17 protein-coding genes are annotated in these 17,161 nt (G+C 64.8%); 10 read left to right on the forward strand and 7 right to left on the reverse strand.

Annotated elements, in window-relative coordinates; translation table 11 throughout:
- Positions 1 to 762: an SDR family oxidoreductase gene (locus FMM79_RS17890; protein ID WP_148628804.1), complete on the reverse strand. Its 762-nt coding sequence runs from the start codon at positions 760 to 762 to the stop codon at positions 1 to 3.
- Between the two features lies 1 nt (position 763).
- Positions 764 to 1,180: a nuclear transport factor 2 family protein gene (locus FMM79_RS17895; RefSeq protein WP_240339294.1), complete on the reverse strand. Its 417-nt coding sequence runs from the start codon at positions 1,178 to 1,180 to the stop codon at positions 764 to 766.
- Between the two features lie 112 nt (positions 1,181 to 1,292).
- On the opposite strand from FMM79_RS17895, the gene FMM79_RS17900 reads away from it, so the two are divergent.
- Positions 1,293 to 1,688 (forward strand): nuclear transport factor 2 family protein, encoded by a 396-nt coding sequence (locus FMM79_RS17900; protein ID WP_148628805.1) that lies wholly within the window; start codon positions 1,293 to 1,295, stop codon positions 1,686 to 1,688.
- 191 nt (positions 1,689 to 1,879) lie between these two features.
- Positions 1,880 to 3,226: a S41 family peptidase gene (locus FMM79_RS17905; RefSeq protein ID WP_162528541.1), complete on the forward strand. Its 1,347-nt coding sequence runs from the start codon at positions 1,880 to 1,882 to the stop codon at positions 3,224 to 3,226.
- On the opposite strand, the gene FMM79_RS17910 is transcribed toward FMM79_RS17905, so the two are convergent.
- Positions 3,214 to 4,758 carry an FAD-binding oxidoreductase gene (locus FMM79_RS17910; protein ID WP_162528542.1) on the reverse strand — a complete coding sequence of 515 codons (1,545 nt, stop codon included), beginning with the start codon at positions 4,756 to 4,758 and terminating at the stop codon, positions 3,214 to 3,216. The two genes, FMM79_RS17905 and FMM79_RS17910, sit on opposite strands and share 13 nt — an antisense overlap.
- A 162-nt stretch (positions 4,759 to 4,920) precedes the next feature.
- Between FMM79_RS17910 and FMM79_RS17915 the strand changes: the two genes are divergently transcribed.
- The 4 genes from FMM79_RS17915 to FMM79_RS17930 all read left to right on the forward strand — a co-directional run bounded on the left by FMM79_RS17915 (position 4,921) and on the right by FMM79_RS17930 (position 8,217).
- Positions 4,921 to 5,412, forward strand: a complete 492-nt coding sequence (locus tag FMM79_RS17915; RefSeq protein WP_240339295.1) for a MarR family winged helix-turn-helix transcriptional regulator — start codon at positions 4,921 to 4,923, stop codon at positions 5,410 to 5,412.
- Between the two features lie 190 nt (positions 5,413 to 5,602).
- Positions 5,603 to 6,841 (forward strand): multidrug effflux MFS transporter, encoded by a 1,239-nt coding sequence (locus tag FMM79_RS17920; protein ID WP_148628809.1) that lies wholly within the window; start codon positions 5,603 to 5,605, stop codon positions 6,839 to 6,841.
- Positions 6,842 to 6,870: 29 nt separating this feature from the next.
- A complete protein-coding gene (locus tag FMM79_RS17925; RefSeq protein WP_148628810.1) occupies positions 6,871 to 7,257 on the forward strand; it encodes a VOC family protein in 387 nt (128 codons plus the stop codon).
- Between the two features lie 117 nt (positions 7,258 to 7,374).
- Entirely contained in the window at positions 7,375 to 8,217 is an 843-nt protein-coding gene (locus FMM79_RS17930) for a p-hydroxycinnamoyl CoA hydratase/lyase (protein ID WP_148628811.1), read from the forward strand.
- A 203-nt stretch (positions 8,218 to 8,420) separates the two neighbouring features.
- Here FMM79_RS17930 and FMM79_RS17935 read toward each other — a convergent pair whose 3' ends face one another.
- Both FMM79_RS17935 and FMM79_RS17940 read right to left on the reverse strand, forming a co-directional pair.
- Positions 8,421 to 10,550, reverse strand: coding sequence for an acetate--CoA ligase family protein (locus FMM79_RS17935; protein ID WP_240339296.1), 2,130 nt, complete (start codon positions 10,548 to 10,550; stop codon positions 8,421 to 8,423).
- Positions 10,551 to 10,698: 148 nt separating this feature from the next.
- Complete coding sequence (locus tag FMM79_RS17940; RefSeq protein ID WP_148628813.1) at positions 10,699 to 11,127, reverse strand: MarR family winged helix-turn-helix transcriptional regulator; 429 nt, start codon at positions 11,125 to 11,127, stop codon at positions 10,699 to 10,701.
- Between the two features lie 140 nt (positions 11,128 to 11,267).
- Between FMM79_RS17940 and FMM79_RS17945 the strand changes: the two genes are divergently transcribed.
- Positions 11,268 to 12,692, forward strand: a complete 1,425-nt coding sequence (locus FMM79_RS17945; protein ID WP_148628814.1) for an aldehyde dehydrogenase family protein — start codon at positions 11,268 to 11,270, stop codon at positions 12,690 to 12,692.
- A gap of 208 nt (positions 12,693 to 12,900) precedes the next feature.
- On the opposite strand, the gene FMM79_RS17950 is transcribed toward FMM79_RS17945, so the two are convergent.
- Positions 12,901 to 14,022 carry an NAD(P)-dependent alcohol dehydrogenase gene (locus tag FMM79_RS17950; RefSeq protein ID WP_148628815.1) on the reverse strand — a complete coding sequence of 374 codons (1,122 nt, stop codon included), beginning with the start codon at positions 14,020 to 14,022 and terminating at the stop codon, positions 12,901 to 12,903.
- A gap of 136 nt (positions 14,023 to 14,158) precedes the next feature.
- Between FMM79_RS17950 and FMM79_RS17955 the strand changes: the two genes are divergently transcribed.
- The 3 genes from FMM79_RS17955 to FMM79_RS17965 are packed head-to-tail and all read left to right on the forward strand — an operon-like array spanning position 14,159 to position 16,483.
- Positions 14,159 to 15,301, forward strand: coding sequence for a cobalamin-independent methionine synthase II family protein (locus tag FMM79_RS17955; protein WP_148628816.1), 1,143 nt, complete (start codon positions 14,159 to 14,161; stop codon positions 15,299 to 15,301).
- Entirely contained in the window at positions 15,298 to 15,699 is a 402-nt protein-coding gene (locus FMM79_RS17960; RefSeq protein WP_148628817.1) for a nuclear transport factor 2 family protein, read from the forward strand. The genes FMM79_RS17955 and FMM79_RS17960 overlap by 4 nt, the downstream gene beginning before the upstream one ends.
- 28 nt (positions 15,700 to 15,727) lie before the next feature.
- A complete protein-coding gene (locus FMM79_RS17965) occupies positions 15,728 to 16,483 on the forward strand; it encodes an IclR family transcriptional regulator (protein WP_240339297.1) in 756 nt (251 codons plus the stop codon).
- Positions 16,484 to 16,705: 222 nt separating this feature from the next.
- On the opposite strand, the gene FMM79_RS17970 is transcribed toward FMM79_RS17965, so the two are convergent.
- Positions 16,706 to 17,056 carry a hypothetical protein gene (locus tag FMM79_RS17970; RefSeq protein ID WP_148625123.1) on the reverse strand — a complete coding sequence of 117 codons (351 nt, stop codon included), beginning with the start codon at positions 17,054 to 17,056 and terminating at the stop codon, positions 16,706 to 16,708.
- Between the last annotated feature and the right edge of the window lie 105 nt (positions 17,057 to 17,161).

Here is a 17,161-nt window from a genome sequence, read left to right on the forward strand (position 1 = left end):
TCATCCGATTTCCAACGCGCCGCCATCGACCATAAGATTGGCCGCGGTCACGAAACTTGCCTCGTGCGAGGCGAGGAAGAGCACCGCATCGGCCACTTCCTTTGCGGCGCCCATGCGCTTCATCGGCACGGCCGCGATCATCTGCTCGCGCATCGCCTCGACCGCCGCCTCGTCCATGCCGGGATTGCGGTAAAGGAGAGGCGTCTCGATGGGGCCCGGGCTCACCATGTTGACCCGGATCCCACGCGCGACATACTCGCCCGCGAACTGGCGCATGGCGAGCGCGAGGCCCGCCTTGGCCGCGCCATAGGCCGCGTTCCCGGGCACGAAGGCGTGACCGCCGATCGAGCCGGTGACGACAATCGCGCCTCCTTCGCCCATCAGCCGCATCGCCTTCTGCATGGCAAAGACACAGCCCCTGAGGTTGATCGCGTGGACCTGGTCCCAGTATTCGCTCGTCATGTCCTCGATCAGCGAAAAGCCGCCCATCCCCGCGTTGACCATGAGAACGTCGATCTCGCCCTCCTCGGCCGCCACGGTCTCGTAGAAGGCGTCCATCGCAGCGAGGTCGGAGATATCGACCGAGTTGCCTTTCGCCCCGGGGATCGAGGCGACCGCGCTGGCGATAGTCTGCGGGTCCCGGCCGGTCAGGCGCACGCCCGCACCTTCCTCAGCAAACCCTTGTGCGCAGGCCAGCCCGATGCCACTGTTGCCGCCCAGGACAACCACCCGCTTGCCGGTGAAGCGATCCGCGCGCGCCATCTCAGAACGGTCCGATCGGGTTGGGGCTCTCCGTGGGGACTTCCATCATCACGTCCCAGTGCTCGACCACCATCGTGTTCTCGAGCCGGAAGATATCCATGATCGCGTAGCCCGTATCGCCTGGCCAACGGCGCAGGTGATAGTGCGCGATGACGTGGTTCCCATCGGCGAAGATACGCTTGATATCGTGGCACGGCTCGGGCGAATGGACCTTGGCCTCGCGCAGGAACTGCTTGAGCGGTTCGGTGCCCTGCCCCACCATCTGGTTGTGCTGGATATAGTCGGGCACGATGAACCGATCGACTGCATCGGGATCGAGGGCGTCGAGCAATTCGCGGATCATCGTGCGTATGTGGTCGATGTTTGCCTGTTCCTGCGCGGTATAGGCGCGCGTATCGGGCTCTGTCGTCTGGTTCAAGCTCTCTCTCCCTTTGCTGCATCGGGGCAGTCATTGCGCATAAACGTAACGCTCGTTATCAATATGCGCAAGGCGGAGTGACACGCCACTTCGACGAGAGAGGAGCTGTCCCATGACTCGGGAGGACTACGACCGCTACGCTGCGGCCTTCAACGCGCGGGACTACGATGCCGTCTACGACTTCTACGCGCCCGGCGCGCATCTAACCTTCTTCGGTGTGGACCTTGCCACCCGCGAGGCATTCCGGAACTTCTATGGCTTCCTGCACGACCACGTGGAGGAAACGCTGACCATCGAACGCTTTGCTGCAAGCGACGAACTCGTCGCCCTCGAAGGGGTCATCCGCATCAAGGCGCGCAAGGACCTGACCGCAGACGCACTTGCCGCGCAGGGGCTCGACCAGTTCTTCCCGATTCGCAAGGGCGAGGTGCAGGAACTTCGCCAGTACATCCACTACCACGTGACAGATGGCCAGTTCACGGGCGTCTCCTGCGCGCTGATGGATTGAGCCCCATCGATCCCGGTCAGTCTTCCATCGAGCGCGCGCTTGAGCGCGTGGCGCCTCGCCATATCCTGCGCCATATGATTCGTATTCCTGCTGCGGCACTCCTGGCCGCCACCTGCCTTAGCGCGCCCCTGTCCGCCCAAGCCCACGCGGCGCGATCCGAAGCGGCGCGCCCGTGGGAGGAGGCAGGTCCCGTGCAAAGCATCGTGCGCAGCGATGGCTCCACTGATCCGGCCGTGCGCGGCATCTGGCGTTCGCGCGGGTATGGCTGGGTTCTCGAGATCGACGAGGCTGGCGTCACCCGCACCCAGGAGGGTACGACCTGCTATCGCCCGCCGGCGGCCCGCGATGCGCAAAGTGAGATGGACAGCGCGCGCTACCGCTATTTTCGCCCGCTTCCCGGCGGCAAGGCGGCGATCTTCCAGTTGCTGGAAGGAGACACCAACGTCGTCTTCGACCGCCTCCCCGCCTTGCCCGCAGCCTGCAGCGCGCCGACAGATCGCACGCCCGGCGCCGTAGCCACGGCCTTTCTCGACCATTTCGAACGCCACTACGCCTTTTTCGATAGGCGCCCTCCCGGGTTTGCGGCGCGGCGCGCGGCGCTGCGTGCGAAAATGCAGCCCGGCATGGACGACGCCCAGCTGTGGGACGCGCTTGCCGCTTTCATGGAAGGGCTCTCCGACAGCCACACCAAGCTATTGGACGAAGTCGACGGACAGCGCCGCCGCGTGCAGGACGGTCAGGGCGAAACCCTCCCGCGCATAGGTGCCCTTGATGGTGGCGAGCCCGCCTGGCTCGGCGCGCTCATCGAGCAAACCACTGCGAAGCTGGGTGAGAGCGCGCGCACGGCCGGAGGCGGCCGCATCGTATGGGGCGTGATCGACGGGCGCGTAGGCTATCTGCAAGTCTTTGTCATGGGCGGATTCACCGAGCGCAGCGACTTTGCCACGCCCCAATGGGCCGAGGCGGAAATGGCGGCATTCCATGATGCGCTCGACCGAGCCATGGCCGACTTTGCCGGGCTCGACGGGGTGATCGTCGATCTCTCCAACAACCGGGGCGGATGGGACCAGATCGCCAAGGCCCTGCCCGCCCGCTTCCTCGACACTGCGCAGACAGGCTTTACCACGCGCGTCCGCGGAACCGGCCTAGCCCCATTCCCCCATACCATCATGCCCTCCTCCGGTTTGCGTTTCTCAGGTCCTGTCTACGTGATGACGAGCGATGTTACGGTCAGTGGCGGCGAACTCGCCACGCTTGCCTTTCGCCAGAATCCGCGCGTCACGCAGGTAGGAACGCGCACGCGTGGCGCCTTCTCTACGCCTCTTGCCAAGCCGCTCCCCAACGGCTGGCTCCTCGAACTCGCGAACGAGACCTTCGCCGCGCCCGATGGCGCGGTCTATGAAGAGACCGGCCTTACCCCGCAGATCGAATTGGAGATCTACCCTGAAGAGGCGCCCGTTGCCGGCCACTGGGACGCGGTCGAGAAGGTCGCCGCGATGGTACCGCGCGCCAGGGCTGGCAGCGCTCAGCCCCGGTAGCGCGCGGGCCAGATCCCCTGCTTACCCGGTGCCAGGATGCCATTGGGATCGAGCGCATCCTTGAGTACGCCGTTGAGGCGCCCCATCGCGCCCATCCCGGAGGCGTCCGCGCCGTAGTTCTGGGTCGCGGCGACCGTGTCCATGGCATCGATATGGGTGCGGTACTCGCCATACCCCTGCTTCGCCGCGTCCGCGATCAGCGTGTCCATCAACTGCGGCACCGCGCGCGCCATCCGCGCGTTGTCGCGGTCGTAGAGGATCTCGTTGATATTGATGATCGCCCGCGCGCCCACCGAAAAGGCTCCGTAATAGTCAATCCCTGCGGCGTCGAAGCGGGCCCGCGTGCTTTCGAACTGGGCCTGCGCGCGCGCGCCGTCGGCGGGCAGGATCGGTGAAAAACCAAGGTGCCCCCCGCGCCCGCCGTACCAGTCGATCATTGCCATGTCGCGGGTCGAGGGAATACCTGCATGGCTCGCGCCAAAGTCATCACCTTGGCGCCACAGCCGGGGCTCGGGCCGCTGGCTGAGCTGCGCAGCGAGCGCATCAGCCACGACCTCGAACTTGGCCCGGATTACCTTTTCGGCACCATAGAAATTGAGCTGCGAATTCCACCAACCGATACCCAGCTGGCTGCGGATGCTTGCCCCCACGTCCTCGGGCAAAAGGCCCTCACCCTCATACCATTGCGCGCGAGGCCCCACGAACGAGGCAATGCCCACATAACTTACCCAGGCCGGATCGTGATCGATCAGTCCGCGCTGGCGCAGCGGGTAGAGCGCCTCGACCCCACGTGCCAGATCGCCCGCGTTCGGCAGGGCGTAGTCGACAGAGAGCGTCGCCTCGGGCGCAGGCATGAGCCACAGGCCAAGCCGCGTCACGATCCCAAAGTTGGACTGGCAGAACATCTGGTCCCAGGCAGGACCATAGGTGTCGCGCGAAAGATGCCAGGTCGCCGAGCCCGCCATGGCCCCTGTGCCCGTGCGCACCAACGATCCATCGGGGAGCATCACCTCCAGGCCACAGATCTGCGCGCCATGATCGCCGTAGGGCTGCGGCCCCTTGCCACGTTCGAGCGCATTGCCCGCAACGCTCCCCCAGGCATTCCCCGGGACCGAAAGCCACAGCGGATGCCCGCGCCTGGCGAGCTCGTCATAGAGATCGTAGAAGCCCACCCCTGGCTCGACCACGCAGACGCCGCGCTTTTCGTCAATCTCGTAAATGCGCCTGAGCCCTGAAAGGTCGACCACCACGGCGCCCGCCTGGACCGGCGCGGCCCCGCCATAGCCGAAGTTCTTGCCGCGCGAAATCGGCCAGAGTGGGACCTTGTGCGCGTTGGCCACCAGCACCACTTCGCGCAGTTCCTCGACCGAGCGCGGAGCCACTGCGCCCGAAGGCTCATGGCGGCCAAGATCAAAGCCCATCTGATCGCTGTAGGCCGGCCGGTCGTCCTCGCCCGCATGGACGCGATCGGAACCGATAGCCTGTACAACCGTTTTCAGGAACGCGGCGACATCGTCCCTATTTACATTCACTCGGCTGTACTCCACGGAAATTTTCCTCCTCATCCCTCCGGCGATAAGTAACATTCGTGATTATCTTGACAACCGACAAAGCTCCTGTCCAAATGTCCGCCAATGGCTGACACCGATCGGGAATCTTTGAGAGATGGAGCCGACAGCACTGCGCTGGAGGCCATGGAGACATCGAGCCCGCACGCGGAGATCCTTCACCGCCTGCTCAAGCTGTCGAACCGGTTGATGACACCGTTCTCGGTCAACCTGGAGCACCAGTACAAGATCAGCATCAACGAGTTCCGCATGCTCATGCTGATCGGGCGCTACCCGCATTCGGCCAGCCACGAACTCGCCGAACGTACCGGCGTCAATGCGATGAGCGTCTCGCGCGCGGTGGCCGCTCTCGAAAAACATGGGCGCGTCAAAGTTGAGCGGGACAAGACGAATCGCCGCCGCAAGCGGCTTACACTGACCGAGGAAGGTGAGCGCCTCTATACGATCATGCGCCCGCAGACCGAGCGCGTGGCCGACTATCTCCTCTCCGATCTAAAGCCCCACGAAGTGGCCATGTTCGACCACATCCTGAGCACCCTGATCACGACCCTGGAAGCCACCGACGCACAAGGGCAATCGCTCTTCCTCGAGCGTACCCGCCCCGCCGACGAGGCCTGATAGCCGGCCCGCACAGGGCACGTCCGGGCCGGCGGCTTGCCGCTCCATTCTGCTCCAGCCCATTCGCCGCCGCGCCATCGTAGCCGCGAAAGGTGCACGTGCGCCTTGCCTCGTTGCCCTTACATACTATAACATTCGTTATTATGATGATCGACGCGCGTACGCACCGACCGGCCGGGATGAGGGCCCCATGACCTCCCATGCCCCCCAGAGCCCCACCACCACCCCGGCAAGCGGCAAACCCACTCTCGGCTTCGGCATCGCGCTGGGCTTCCTGTCCGCCCTCGGCCCCTTCGCGATCGACCTCTACCTCCCGGCCATGCCGGAGATGGCGGGCGCGCTGCAGGGCAATGAGAACGCGGTGCAGCGCACGCTGTCGGCCTTCTTCTTCGGCCTCGCCTTCGCGCAGATCCCGATCGGCGCGCTGGCGGATCGCTTCGGACGCCGCACGCCGCTGATCTTCGGCCTTGCGCTCTTCATCCTCGCCTCCTTCGCCTGCAGCCTCGCCACCAGCCTGGACCAGCTCGTGGCGCTGCGCTTCGTGCAGGGCATGGGCGCCTGTGCAGGCACCAGCAGCGCGCGCGCGATCATTCGCGACCTGCACCGCGGCCACCACGCAGCACGGCTGATGGCCTTTACCTTCCTCATCATCGGCATCTCGCCCATGCTGGCGCCGCTCCTGGGAAGCGGACTCCTTCAATTCGTGGCATGGCGCGGGCTCTTCGTGATCCTCTCGGGCGCAGGTCTGCTCGCCGCGATCTGCGTGATCCTGTTCCTGCCCGAGACACTGGCGTCTGAAAACCGCGCGCCCGACTGGAGCGGCTTGCCCCGCGCCTTCGCCGCGCTGCTTGGTAACGGACGTTTCGTCGGCTGGGCCGTCGTCGCCGGGCTTGCCACCACAGTCCCCTTCGCCTTCGTGACCGCTGCCCCCTTTGTCTACTCGGGCGTCTATGGCCTCGCTCCTGTCTGGTTCAGCGTGTTGCTCGCGGTGAATGCGGGCATGTCGATCGTCGCGACCCAGATCGCCCCGCATCTGCTCAAGCGCCTGGGGGCCAGCCGCCTTGCCCTGCGCGCCGCCTTAGGGGCTCTTGCGATCACCGCCGCGCTCGGACTTGCCTCGGCGCTTCTGCCCGGCAGCGTGCCGCTCGCAGGATTTCAGGCCTTCTCTGTCCTGCTCTTCATGGTCGCGGGCCTGGTTCTGACCCCGGCGGCGACGAGCGCGCTCGATTCGGTACGCGAAGGCATTGGCGCGGCTGCCGGGCTCCTCGGCACGATCCAGCTGGCCATCACTGCCCTCGCCAGCGCGGCGGTCACCCTCTGGCCGCCGGTCTCGCTCCAGCCGCTGACCGTCGTGCTCGGGTCTGCCTTTACGCTGATGCTGGTGATCGTCCTCGCCATTTCCCACAGCGCCGCCCCCGAACAGGCCTGAATACGGCCCCCGACAAGGAGAGGAATTCCATGTTCACCCACGTCTATTTCGGCAGCAACGACCTTGCGAAGTCCAAGGCGTTCTACGATGCAGCTCTCCGCGCGCTGGGCTATGGCGCCCAGCCCTTCGGTGACATCGGCTACGTCTACCCGTCCGAAAACGGCGCGCTCGTGATCGCCCCGCCCGCCGACGGACAGACCGCAACCTTTGCCAACGGGCACACGCTGGGCTTTGGTGCCGCGGATTACGATGCGGTCGATGCCTTCCACGCCGCCGGAGTGGCGGCCGGGGGAAGCAGCGAAGGTGCCCCCGGCTTTCGTCCCAATTCGCCTGGCAACATGTATGGTGCGTACCTGCGCGATCCTGATGGCAACAATATCTGCGCCTACGCGCCCAACGTGGGCCCGCGTGACTGACGGGACGCATCCGATGACGCACGGTGATGGTTTCACTTGATCCCGGCTTCCGATATTGTATCCTGAGGATACATAAAACGTCAGGCCGGGAGAGCCTGCAAGGAAAGGAAGACAAGGATGAGTGAAGAGCAAGCCGATACCGTCACCTACACGGTCGAGAACGGCGTCGCCTGGGTCTATTTCTCGCGTCCGGCCAAGCGCAATGCGATGAGCCCGAAGCTCAACCGCCGCATGATGGAAGTGCTCGACGAGCTGGAATTCCGCGACGACGTGGGCGCTCTCGTGCTCGGCGGCGAAGGCACCGCCTGGTCAGCGGGCATGGATCTCAAGGAATACTTCCGCGAGACCGAGGCGAACGGCCTTCGCGGCGTGCGCAAGTCGCAGTCGGAAAGCTACGGCTGGTTCCGTCGTCTGCGTTGGTACCAGAAACCCACCATCGCCATGGTCAACGGCTGGTGCTTCGGCGGCGGCTTCGGTCCGCTCTTCGCCTGCGATCTCGCGATCTGCTCGGACGATGCCAAGTTCGGCCTGTCCGAGATCAACTGGGGCATCCTGCCCGGCGGCGGCGTAACCAAGGTCGTGGTTGACCTTTTGCCGATGCGCGACGCGATGTGGCTGACGCTGACCGGTGACCTGATCGACGGCAAGCAGGCGAGCGCCATGCGCCTCGTCAATGAGAGCGTGCCCGCCGACCAGCTCAAGGCCCGCACGGCCGAGATCGCCAACATGATGCTGGAAAAGAACCCGGTCACGCTCAAGTTCGCCAAGGACGCCGTGCGCCGGGTGGGCCTCATGACTTACGACGAGGCCGAGGATTACCTCGTGCGCATGCAGGAAGCCTGCAACTTTCACGATAAGACCGAAGGCCGCAAGGAAGGTATCCGCCAGTTCATCGACGAGAAGAGCTACAAGCCGGGCCTGGGCGCCTACGACAAGGACCGCGCCAAGGCCGACAGCTGACACCCTTCTGCATCAAAGGAAAAGCCGCTTTTCCAATGGGAAGGCGGCTTTTTTCGTTTTGGGAAAAAACAGATAATTCATGGGGCCATCGCCCTTTGTCCCCAGAATCGGAAACCTCACCTTTCGCATCCACCGCAGCGCGCGAAAGATGAGGACGACTGGTTGGGGAGCCCGAGGGCGATGGCCCTCGGAATCCAACTTCCTTACCCTGAAATCAGCGCATCAAGCGCCAGAGCGCCTTCCCCTTCGGGCAGCACCAGCACCGGGTTGAGATCGAGCTCGCCAATCTCGGGAGTGCCACGCACCACAGCGCCCAGCGCTTCGACAGTGGCCGCAAGCGCCTCGAGGTCGGCCATAGGCGCCCCACGGAAGCCTTCCAGCAGCGGCGCCATGCGCAGTGTGCGGATCTTCGCCTTGATCTCCTCACGCGTGAGGTCCGGCGCAAGCAGCACCGCATCGTGCAGCAATTCCGCCGCCACGCCGCCAAAGCCGACGAGGAGTACCGGCCCCCAACTGGGATCGCGCTTCGCGCCGACGATCATCTCCACCCCGCGCGGGCCCATGCCCTCCACGAGCAGGCCATCGAGTTCGAGGCCAGGGCGCGCATTGGCGACATCGCCCTGCATCTTGCTCCAGGCTGCCTCCAGCGCATCGCAATCGGCGATGTTGATGATGACGCCGCCCGCATCGCTCTTGTGGCTGAGCGCAGCGGCCTGCGCCTTCAGAACGACCGGATAGCCGATCCGGTCGGCGATGGCCCGGGCTTCAACCGCGCTTGTCGCCAATTCACCGGGCGAGAAGAGCACGCCGTGAGGCGCGAGAAGCGCCTTCGCGCGGTATTCCGGGATCACCTCTCCCGGCGCCGGACCCTCGATGCGGATCGGTGCCGGGGCGCTTGCGCTTCGCGCGTCGGTGCGGCTGTGGGCCAGCCGCGCAAGCGCCTTGAGCGCGCGCTCTGGCGTCGGGAAGTAGGGAACGCCCAGCTTGCGCAGCGCGGCGATATCTTCGGCAAGAACGCCGCCGCCCTCGTCGACCCCGGCCACGACGACCGGCTTGACGCCGCCCAGTTCGCCCACGGCCTGCGCCACGGCGGCGAACTTGATGTGGCTGGTGTGGGTATCGGTCTGGATCAGCGGCACGAGGATCGTGTCGATCCGATCATCGCTGCCGAGCGCGGCCAGCGTGCGGTTGTAGAGCGTGGAATCGACAAGCCCCTGCGCTGTGATGTCGAGCGGATTGCTGACCGGCACAAAGGGTGGCAGCGCCTCGCGCAGCGCCGGACTGTCGGCGTCCGTCAACTTGGGCAACGGCAGCGCCAGCTTTTCCGCACCGTCGAGCATCATCGCCTTGAGCGCGCCCGATTCCGAGACCACCGCCAGGTCCGGGCCTGGAAGCGTGGGACAACGCAGCGCGATTTCGGCGACGTCGCCCAGTTCCTCCAAGCCTTCGACCATGATGACGCCCGCATGGGTGACGAGGGTCTTCATCACCGCATGGTCGCCCGCCATAGCGCCGGTGTGGGTGGCCGCGCTCTCGCGCCCTGCCTCACTCGACCCCGGGTGCAGGAGGACAACGGTCTTGCCCTTAGCCCGCGCGCGTTCGACGGCCTCCAGATATTCGATCGGCTTGCGGAAATGCTCGACGATCATGGCAATGACCGAGGTGTCCTCGTCGCCAGCGAGATAGTCGAGGTAGTCCTCGACCCCGCTCGCAGCCTCATTGCCGGTCGAGATATAGCAGGAAAGCGGCACATCGCGGGCAATCATGGTGGTCGCCAGCACGGCAGCCATCGCGCCCGATTGCGAGACCACGCCCACCTTCTTCGCGCCCTTTGCGCGAGCAGGCGGCAATTCCACGAAAGTCAGCGCGACGTTGGCGTCGAAATTGACGAGGCCGAGGCAGTTGGGCCCTTCGATGACCATCCCTGCCTCGCGCGCCACGCGGGCCAGTTCTTCCTGACGGGCCAGCCCTTCGGCGCCGTCCTCGGCAAACCCCGCCGAGAAAATCACGGCCGAGCCGCAGCCACGCTGTGCCAGCGCCTTCACCGCATCGAGCACCGCCCCCTGCGGAATCGCGAGAACGGCGGCATCGATCCCGTTGGGCAGCGCGGACACATCGGGCACGCAGGGACGCCCGCCGATCTCCTCGCGCTTTGGGTTTACGAGATGAATGTCCCCCGGAAAGTCCGCCTCGACCAGGTTCTTGAGGACAGAAGCCCCCAGCGAGCCTGGACGGTCCGAGGCCCCGACGATGGCGACACTGCGCGGGTTGAGAAGGCGGTCGATCGCAGCTCTGGCGACTCGATCCTGTACGTCGGCTTCCTGCACGGACACTCTGGTGCTCTCCCATCTGGTTCGCGCGCCTCCCCATGGGCACGGCGCTAGGCTTCCGGTCTTTTCCGGCGGCCCCTGCTTTGTATCCTGGGGATACATAGCGCGCAAGCCGATTGCGTGGCCCCAACACCCTTGCGCGCGTAACGAATTATGGCTCGCGATGGTGCAACCGCTGCAGCATTTCCAGCAACGACTTGCGCTCGGCCGCGCTCAGCACGCCAAAGAAGCGCCGCTCGTTCTCCGCCAGCGCCACGTCGACGTCGGCAGCGAACTGTTCACCCTTGGTGGTCAGTTCCAGCGCATGCGCACGTGGATCCGCACTCGGCGCGCGGCGGATCAGGCCGCGCCCCTCGAGCAGATCAACGATCTTCATCGCGCTCGACCGGTTCACGTTGAGCGCACCGCCCAGCGCCGACTGCGAGCACCCCGGATTGGCACGAATGAGAAGAAGCGCGGTCGCGCGCGCAGGCGTGATATCAAGGTGCTCAAGCGCCGCACGCGCGGCTTCGTGCGCCATCGGATGGACCAGTTGAACCTGGTATCCCAACTGCCCGGCAAGATCGCCTCCCACCTTCATTTCCCGTTCACCCCACACCTTGCCATCTTTGTATCCCAGGCGTACATAAAGCCGCGCCCGAGAGAAAGGGACTTCGCGTCTATGCGCCTGACAGCGGGAAAAATTCCCTGTAGCATCGACGCTAAACAAGGAGAGCGATCGTGAAAACCGATTTCAAGCTGCTGATCGACGGCGAACTCGTCGACGGCGTTTCCACCTTCGACGTCGTCAACCCGGCGACCGAAGAGACCTTTGCCCAGTGCCCGCGCGCCAGCGAGGCCATGCTCGACGAAGCCGTGGCCGCGGCGAAAGCCGCCCAGCCGGGCTGGGCGGCGCTGAGCGCCGACGAGCGTCAGGCCTATCTCAACAAGCTGGCCGACGCGATAGAAGCGCGTCACGAGGAATTCGGCCGTCTCCTCACCGCCGAGCAAGGCAAGCCGCTCGACCAGGCGATGTACGAAATCGGCGGCAGCATCTACACCATCCGCGCCATCGCCGCGATGCGCCTGCCCGACCAGACCATGCGCGATGAGGGCGGCAATACCATCATCGAACACCGCACGCCGCTGGGCGTGTGCGCCGCAATCACGCCCTGGAACTTCCCGGTGATCCTGCTCGTAGGCAAGATGGCACCATGCCTCATCACCGGCAACACGATGGTCGCCAAACCCGCGCCGACGACACCGCTTACTACGCTGCTCCTGGCTGAACTGGCTGCCGACATCCTGCCCGCCGGCGTATTCAACGTGGTGTGCGATCAGAACGAACTCGGCCCCAAGCTCACCGGCCACCCGGACATTGCCAAGGTCTCCTTTACCGGCTCGACCGCGACCGGCAAGAAGGTCATGGCCTCGGCCGCTGAAGGCGTGAAGCGTGTGACGCTGGAACTGGGCGGTAACGACGCCGCGATCGTGCTCGACGATGTTCCCGCAAAAATCGCCGCCGAGAAGGTCTACAACGGCGCCATGGCCAACGCGGGGCAGATCTGCGTTGCGATCAAGCGTGCCTACGTACCGACCGCGATGTACGACGAGTTCTGCGCCGAAATCGCCAAGCTGACCAAGGCTGCGGTCGTCGACGACGGCTCCAAGCAGGGCGCGACCGTGGGTCCGGTCCAGAACAAGATGCAGTACGACAAGGTCCTCGCCATGATCGAGGACGCCAAGGCGAGCGGCACGCTCATCGCCGAGGCCGCAAAACCCGACAAGGCCGGCTACTTCATCGCACCGACCGTCATCGGCGGCCTTTCCGACGATGCCCCGCTGGTGGCCGAGGAACAGTTCGGCCCGGTCCTCCCCGTCCTCACCTACGACGACATCGAGGACGTCATCCAACGCGCGAATGACAGCCCGTTCGGCTTGGGTGGTACTGTCTGGGGCATGGATCAGCTGCGCGCGATGGACGTTGCCCGCCGCATCAATTCAGGCACGGTCTGGGTCAACCAGCACCTCGCGATCGACCCGAACATTCCGTTCCGTGGCTCCAAGCAGTCGGGCCTGGGCTCCGAGCACGGCACGGCCGGTCTCATGGAATACACCCAGGCGCACATCATCAATGCGGTGAGCCTCGAAGCCGAACCGGCCTGATCCGCCGCCTTCACCAATATGAAAAAGGGCCCTCCCGGAAGGAGCGGCCCTTTTTCGTTCGTATTTGCAAATAAGATGATTCCGATGGCCATCGCCCTCGGGCTCTCCAACCTGTCAACCTCAGCTTTCGCACGGTGCGGTGGCTGCGAAAGGTGAAGTCGCCCGGTCTGGGGCCAAGGGGCGATGGCCCCTTGAACCTCCTCTATTTTCAAACTTCTTCCGAAATCCGCAGGACGGGCTTGATGACATTCCCGCTCTCACTCGCCGCGATAGCCGCGTTGATATCCTCGAAGGCGAAGTGGCCGATCAGGCGGTCGAAGGGGAAACGCCCGGCACGGTAGTGCTCCATCAGTTCGGGCAGGAAGGTCGCGATGTCGCTGTCGCCACCGAGGATTCCCATGACGCGGCGCCCCCCACCCATCAGCTCGGCCTCGTTGAGCGTGAGCATGTCGGCCGGGTCGGACGCACCGACAAGGCCCAGGATGCCCATGGGCGCAAGCAGGTGGAATGCCCCCTCGATCAGCGTGTTCACGCCAGTCGTATCGAAGGCATAGCCCAGCCCCTGCGGGCACAGCTCACGGATCTTCGCGGCCACGTCCTCGCGCCCGTTGATGGTGTGTGTAGCTCCCAGTTCACGCGCGACCTCGAGGCGGGAATCGTGGATGTCGATGGCGATGATGGGGTCCGCACCCGCGATCTTCGCGGCCATGATCGCGGCCATGCCAACGGTTCCGGCGCCCCATATCGCAATCGGCAGACCTTTTCGCACCTGCATCGAGCGCAGCACCGCCCCCGCACCCGTCATCAGGCCGCAGCCGATGGGAGCCAGCACGTCGAGAGGCACCTCGCCCATCGTCTCGGGCACCTTCACCACGTTGCGTTCGTGCGCGATGGCGTGTGTGGCAAAGCTCGACTGGCCGAAGAAATTGCCGTGGAGCGGTTTGCCATCGCGGAACAGCGTGGGGCTGCCATCGGCGCGCGCGCCCGACCAGTTGTGCGGGAAAAAGTCGTAGCAGTAGGTCGGCGCGTCGACCGCGCAGCTGGGGCATTCGCCGCAGGAGTGGAAGCTCATCACCACACGGTCTCCCGGCTTGGCAACGGTCACCCCCTCACCCACGGCCTCGACGATGCCCGCGCCCTCGTGACCAAGCACGATGGGCAAAGGCACCGGCAACTGGCGGTCGCGCACGGCAAGATCGGTGTGGCAGATCCCGCAAGCGACGATGCGCACGCGCACTTCATCGCTGCGCAGCGCGTCCAGGGTCACATCGGCGAATTCGAACGCCGAACCCTCGCCTGTGCAGATCGCGGCCTTTGCCATTTCGGTCATGATTCAATATCCTCTCGCAGTTTCCCGCCCTCACTGCGGCGGGCATAGTATATTTCATGGATGCGAAGCTATACACATTTGTGAAAAAATGGCATGACCTTAAAGGACTGAGAGGAGCCAACAAGGAGAGCCCCTGATGACGATCAACACGACCCACGTCGGCAGCCTGCCGCGCGGGAGCGAACTGACGCCGCTGCTGCTCGCCCGTGACAAGGGCGAGGCCTATGACGCTGCCGAATTCGACCGTGTGGTGCAAGCCGCCGTCGACGAAGGCGTCAAGAAGCAGGTCGAGTGCGGCGTCACCATCGTCAGTGACGGGGAGCTCGGCAAGGTGGGCTACTCGACCTACATGATCGAACGCCTGACCGGCTTTGGCGGACATATTGACCGCAAGCCCGCCGCCGATCTCGCCGCCCATCCCGGCCTCTCCAAGAAGCTGTCCGCGATGATGGGCAGCCAGGAGTTCACCCGCGCCTCGTGCATCGGCCCGGTCCGGCTCAAGACGCTCGAGCCGCTGCACGAAGACATCCGCCGTTTCCGCAACGCGCTCGACAAGCACGGCAAGCCGGGCGTGCGCGGCTTCCTCAACGCGGCCTCGCCCGGGCTCGTCACCGCCTTCCAGGTCAACCGCCACTATCCCAGCCACGAGGCCTACCTCGCCGACCTCGTCGATGCGATGAAGCCCGAGTACGAGGCCATTGTCGCGGCCGGTTTCGACATCCAGCTCGATTGCCCTGACCTCGCGATGTCGCGCCACACCGGCTACCAGGACCAGGAGGAAGCCGAATTCCTCAAGACAGCCGCAGCCAATGTCGAGGCACTCAACGCGGCCACCGCCGACATCGCGCCCGAACGCCTGCGCATGCACGTGTGCTGGGGCAATTACGAGGGCCCGCACGACTGCGACATCGACCTTTCCAAGATCATCGACACGGTGATCGCCGCGCGCCCTGCGACGGTCCTGTTCGAGGCCGCGAACCCGCGGCACGAGCATGAATGGAAAGTGTGGCGCGATGCCAAGCTGCCCGAGTACAAGATGCTCGCCCCCGGCCTCATCGACACTTGCTCGAACTATGTCGAGCATCCCGAACTGATCGCCCAGCGCCTTGAACGCTTCATCGGCATCGTCGGCGTAGACCGCGTGATTGCCAGCACCGACTGCGGCTTCGGCACCTTCGCGGGCTATGGCAAGATCGACCCGGACGTGACCTGGAAGAAGCTGCGCGCGTTGCGCGAAGGCGCCGATATCGCCGAGGCCCGCGCCGGGGTGCCCGCATGAGTGCAGGCCTCAGCCCCGAAACCGTGCGCGCGATCGAGCACGACTGCGCCAAGCTGGTCGCCCGCTACGCCAACCGCAACGATGCAGCGGACTGGGAGGCGGTGGTCGCGCTCTATGCAAAGGACGGGCGCATGGCGCGCCCGTCCGCGCCGGACGACTGGATCGAAGGGCAGGACGCGATCCTGGCTGCCTTCACCGCCCGCCCGGCGCGCACCACGCGCCACGTGTGTTCGAACGTCGAGATCACCGTGCTCGACGCCGACACCGCCATCGGCGAGAGCGCCATGCTGCTCTTCACCGGCGAGGGCGCACCCAAGATCGGCTCGTTCGAGGATCGCTTTGTGCGTACGGCGCAAGGGTGGAAATTCGCTGAGCGCCGCGGACTGATGACATTCTGAGATAACGCAAAGGAAAGGTAGACCCACAATGGCCACCACAGGGGGGACGGGCTCGGGCGGCGCCGTCAAATCGGCCATGCGCACGCTCGACATCATCGAATATGTCGTCGCCCATCCCACCGGCGTCGTCGCGCAGGAGATCTCGCAGGCGCTGTCCATTCCGGTCAGCAGCCTGTCTTACCTTCTGGGCACGCTCGTTGACCGTCAGTATCTGGTGCGCGCAGGGCGCCTCTATCAGCCGGGCAGCGGGCTCGACCGCTTGCGCCTTGCTCCACAAGGGCTGCCGCTGGTCGAGCGTGTGCGCCCGCTCGTGCGCACCTTGCGCATGCGGCTTGACGAGACCTCCTCGTTCTTCGTGCAGCGCGACTGGCAGATCGAGGCGATCATCACCGAGACCGCCGAACACACTCTGCGCTACTCGATCGCGGTCGGCGCGCTGACCCCGATGCACTGCCTGGCTGCGGGTAAGGCGATCCTCGCCACTCTGTCCGAGGACGAACTCGCCGCCTATTTTGCAGGCACGCTGCGCGCGCAGTTCTCGGCCAACACGATCATCGACGAAAGCCAACTGCGCGAGGAACTCGCGCGCGCGCGCGAGCAGGGCTTTGCCGTCACTCGCAACGAATACACGCCGGGCATCTGCGGTATCGGACGGGTGCTGCGGGACGCAGGCCAGGTCGTCGGCTCGCTCGCCGTCGCCATCCCCGTGGTGCGCTGCGACGCCAATGTCGAAGCGAGCGCAGGCGAAACGCTCAAGACCATCGCGGAGAGTTTTTCCGCCTGACATTGTCAGAAAAGAGATTCCGAGGGCCATCGCTCTCGGGCTCCCCGAACTGCCTGGCGCAGCTCTCGCATGTGGCCTCGGGTGCGGAGCGTTAGGTTGCTGGAGTTGGGGGAAGGGAGACTGCCCGCCTGAGACATAGGTTCTGCTTTGCAATACGAGTTGCTGCTTCCGCCCCATTATCGCCGGCCATCTTTCTGCAGGCCGGTCCCGGGAGCGGACATTTCAGGCCGACCAGCAGCCGAGTGGCGATCCGAAAATGCCAGGTGCGCCAAGGTTTTCCACGTCAGCCCCCGAAAAGCACATGAACCTGTCGTTCTCGGACTGATAGATGAGCCAGTATCCCTCGGAATGAGCCACGCACTGCCCGGTGATGGTGTCACCAACATTCGCATCTGGGATTCCGGGCTCGTCAACCGTGGCGGTCACAAGGAACGGGGCGCAGACTGCCTCGCGTAGCGCTCGCTCCAAATCCCCAATGTAGCTTTCGGCATCTTGTCCCGCACCGACATATACGTCGCTAACATCAGACATTTGCGCGTCGAGGCGCGCTAACGGATCGAACGAAGTCATCATCGCCTCCTGCAAGACACGACGCTATCCACGATGTCCGCTTCGCACGCAATGCAAAGCCAAAGCCGCCCTTCCACTTCCCACCCAAAAAAGCTAGCTCCCTGAGCG

Origin of the sequence: Novosphingobium sp. BW1 (genome assembly GCF_008107685.1) — a bacterium.
Lineage (GTDB): Bacteria > Pseudomonadota > Alphaproteobacteria > Sphingomonadales > Sphingomonadaceae > Novosphingobium.